The 3,084-nt window shown below is 67.4% G+C and carries 3 protein-coding genes; all 3 read right to left on the bottom strand.

The genetic code is table 11. The features are described from left to right. A partial coding sequence (locus VFE28_14925; protein ID HZM17293.1) for a hypothetical protein occupies positions 1-954 on the bottom strand: 954 nt, incomplete at its 3' end. Continuing rightward, positions 951-2,516: a serine/threonine-protein kinase gene (locus VFE28_14920; GenBank protein HZM17292.1), complete on the bottom strand. Its 1,566-nt coding sequence runs from the start codon at positions 2,514-2,516 to the stop codon at positions 951-953. The genes VFE28_14920 and VFE28_14925, both read right to left, overlap by 4 nt. Before the next feature lie 87 nt (positions 2,517-2,603). Continuing rightward, positions 2,604-3,084, bottom strand: a 481-nt coding sequence (locus VFE28_14915) for a tetratricopeptide repeat protein (GenBank protein ID HZM17291.1), incomplete at its 5' end; no start/stop codon positions are given.

Raw genomic sequence — 3,084 nt, 5'->3', positions numbered from 1 at the left:
GATGGGGACGAAGAAGCGCGCCATGGGCATGTAGTCGCCACCCACCCAGACGACATAGGCGCCGAAGACGATGGTGGCGGTGGCGAGGTAGGTGCGCGCCGTGTCGCGCTCCGGATCGCGGAGCCAGAAGAGGAGGAGCGGCGCAGCGAAGAGGAGGAGACCGCCAAAGGGCACGATGAAGTTAGCGACGTAAAAAAGGCCGCGGAGCTGCTGGTGGAAGTCGCCGCCAGTCCGGAGATAATACGGATTCGGGAAGAAGTGACCATAGTACTGCCAGCGCCAGAGAAAGTACGGCGCGGTGATCAAGGCGAAGGGGAGGAGCAAGGTCCACAGGCGCCGCCGGTGCTGCCGTTGCACAGCCAGGAAGAGCGCCGTCGCGCCCACGTGGACGAAGCCGTCGGAGCGCAAGAGAGCGACGACCGCAAACAGGAGGCCGGAGCGCCAGTGTGAGCGCTGGCGCGGCAGCTCGCCGAGGAAGACGTACTGCGCCAGCAGGAGCGCGAAGGCGAGCGGCACCGTTTCCATGCCCGAGCGGGCCCAGCAGGCGAGACCGCCGTGCAGCGCCATCGCCAAGCTGGCGGCGAGCGCCAGGCCTGGACCGCGACCCAGCCGCCTCGACGCGAACAGGTAGGCGAGGAGCACGAGGCCCCAAAGCGAGAGCGTCCCGAGGCTGCGGGAGGCGACGACGACATCACCGCCGAGCCGGTGCACCAGCGCCAGGATGCCGACGAGGAGGAAGTTCGAATAACCCTCGACGCGCTCCCCCGGGTTGAACACCGGGCCCATGCCTTCGGCCCAGTGGCGAGCGTACCGATACGAGATGTAGGCGTCGTCGTTCTCGAAGTCATAAGTGGCTTGGTGCAGCCAGGAAACGGCGCCGGCCAGGACGAGCGCCGCAGCCAAGAGCCAGAAGCTCGTGTTGGGGCGCTTCCCCGGTCGTGACGACGGTTTCACTGCGGCGCCGTGGGGGTGAGGGACACCGGCTGCGTCGGCTCGCGGGCAATCTCCGGAGCGTACGAGGACCACCACGACCGCGACCGCTCCTCGTCCCAGGCGGACTCGGTGCGGCAGGCGCGGAGCAGACGCCCGAGCTCGCGGGCACTCTCCGGGCGCGCCGCCGGCTTCTTCTCCAGGCAGGCGAGCAACAATTGCTCGAGATCGGGCGACAAGGGCAGCTCGGTGCGCTTCGACGGCGGCACCGGTGTGTCCTGCACATGGGAGACGAGCATTTTCATCGTCGTATCCGCATCGAAGACGAGCTTCCCGGTCAACAGCCAGTAGCCCACGCAACCGAGGGCGTAAATGTCTGCAGCCGGGCCGATGTCTTCTCCCAGGAGCTGTTCGGGGGCCATGAACCCAGGCGTCCCCGGGGCGCTGCCCTGGAGCGTCAGCATGGAGGCAGGGGCGCTCGTCATGTCACCGGACTTCACCAGACCGAAGTCGAGCACCTTGACGAAGTCGTAATCCTGGGCCTTCCGGCAGGTGAAGATGTTCGCCGGCTTGACGTCGCGGTGGACGAGGCCGCTCCGGTGGGCGTCCTCGAGGGAATGGCAGGCCTGCGCCAGGAGGTGCACCACGCGTTCCGAAGGCAGGGGGCCGAAGCGCTGCACCAGGCTCTCGAGGTCGAAACCCCAGAGCATTTCCATCACGTAGTAGAAGCTGCCGTCCCGATCGATGCCGAAATCGTAGATCTCGATGGTGTGCGGCGATTCCAGCGCCGCCGTGGCCTTCGCTTCGCGCTCGAAGCGGCGCAGGGTGGCGCGGGCGCTGCTGGCGTCACCGCCGAGATTGGCGGGGCGGATGATCTTGATCGCCGCCGGCCGGGCCAGCATCTGATGCCGCGCTTTCCAGACTTCCCCCATGCCGCCGGAGCCGATGCGCTCCAACATCTGATAGCTCCCGAGCTCGCGGGCGCGCTCGACCTGGCGGGTGAGGCGCTCGAGCAAGCGTGCCGGCACGACTGCGAGGGCGGCGCAGATGAAGTTGGGCCACCACAAGAGCACATGGTCTGCAGGCAAGAGCTCCCGCGCCCTCCAATACACGGCGCCGTAGAAAAAAATGGGATCCATGGCGGCGGCGACGAGGGTGGCGGTGAGGATACGGCGCGGCGTGTTGGGCACCACGATGGGAATGAGGAGGACGAGGATGCAGATCCACGAGACGCCTTCCGGCGTGGAGAGACCCTGGACCAAGTAGGCGTCGGCCTGGAGACGGGCGACCAGTGCCGCAGTCGCCACCATATACACGAGGGCCGCGTCGAGGAGCTTCTGTGCCGGCAGCTCGGAGTGCCGCGACAAGACATAGAGCCCGATGGAGAGCAGGACGCCAGTGAGACAGATCAGGTGCGCGATCAAGTGATAATGCGGCGGGTCGCCCTCGATGGCCGGCAGGATCCAGGTCTCCAGGAAGAACGAGATCGTCCATAGGCTCACCCCGACGAGCGCGCTCACGTGCAGGCGTTGCGAGGCCTCGCGGAGCAGGTCTTCCGTGAGGCCGGGTCGCGTCGCTCCGGGCAAGTGGAGCGGCGGCCGCGAAGTCCGGCCGGAGTGCGGGAGGGAGCCGGGCGTGCGCATGCCGGCAGGATAGCAGAGCCATCCGCGCTTTCACTGCGCGTTCGGCTGCAACTTCCAGAAGGTAGGGAAGAGTGCGTGGGCCCGGTCCACGGTGAGCTGGGCTTGCTCGCGGTCGCCCAGGGCACGGAGCGTCTCGGCGAGCAGGGTGAGCGCCGGGACGAACTCGGGCTCGAGCTGCAGCACGCCCTCGAGCACGCGGCGCGCCGGTTCGAGCTGGCCGCTCTTCAGCAACGCCTCGCCGAGCAAGAGCTGCGGCAAGCCAGTGGCGCTGCGGGTGATGCTGGCAGCGTGTTGCAGCTCGGGCACGGCGCGTGAGGCGCGATCGCCGTCGAGGTATCCCAGGCCGGAGGAGACGAGGAGCAGCTCGTGCCGGCTCGGATGGCTGTTGTCCTTGCGCACCAGATCCAGGACCTCTCCGGCTTGCTCGAGAGCCTTCGGGGCGTACGGCCCCCGCACTCCGTGCAAAAGCAGCTCCAGCGTGAAGTGATAGTAGGCTTCGGTGAGATTGCCA

The organism is Candidatus Krumholzibacteriia bacterium, assembly GCA_035649275.1.
Taxonomy (GTDB): Bacteria; Krumholzibacteriota; Krumholzibacteriia.
This window is presented reverse-complemented; position numbering and strand designations above follow the sequence as displayed.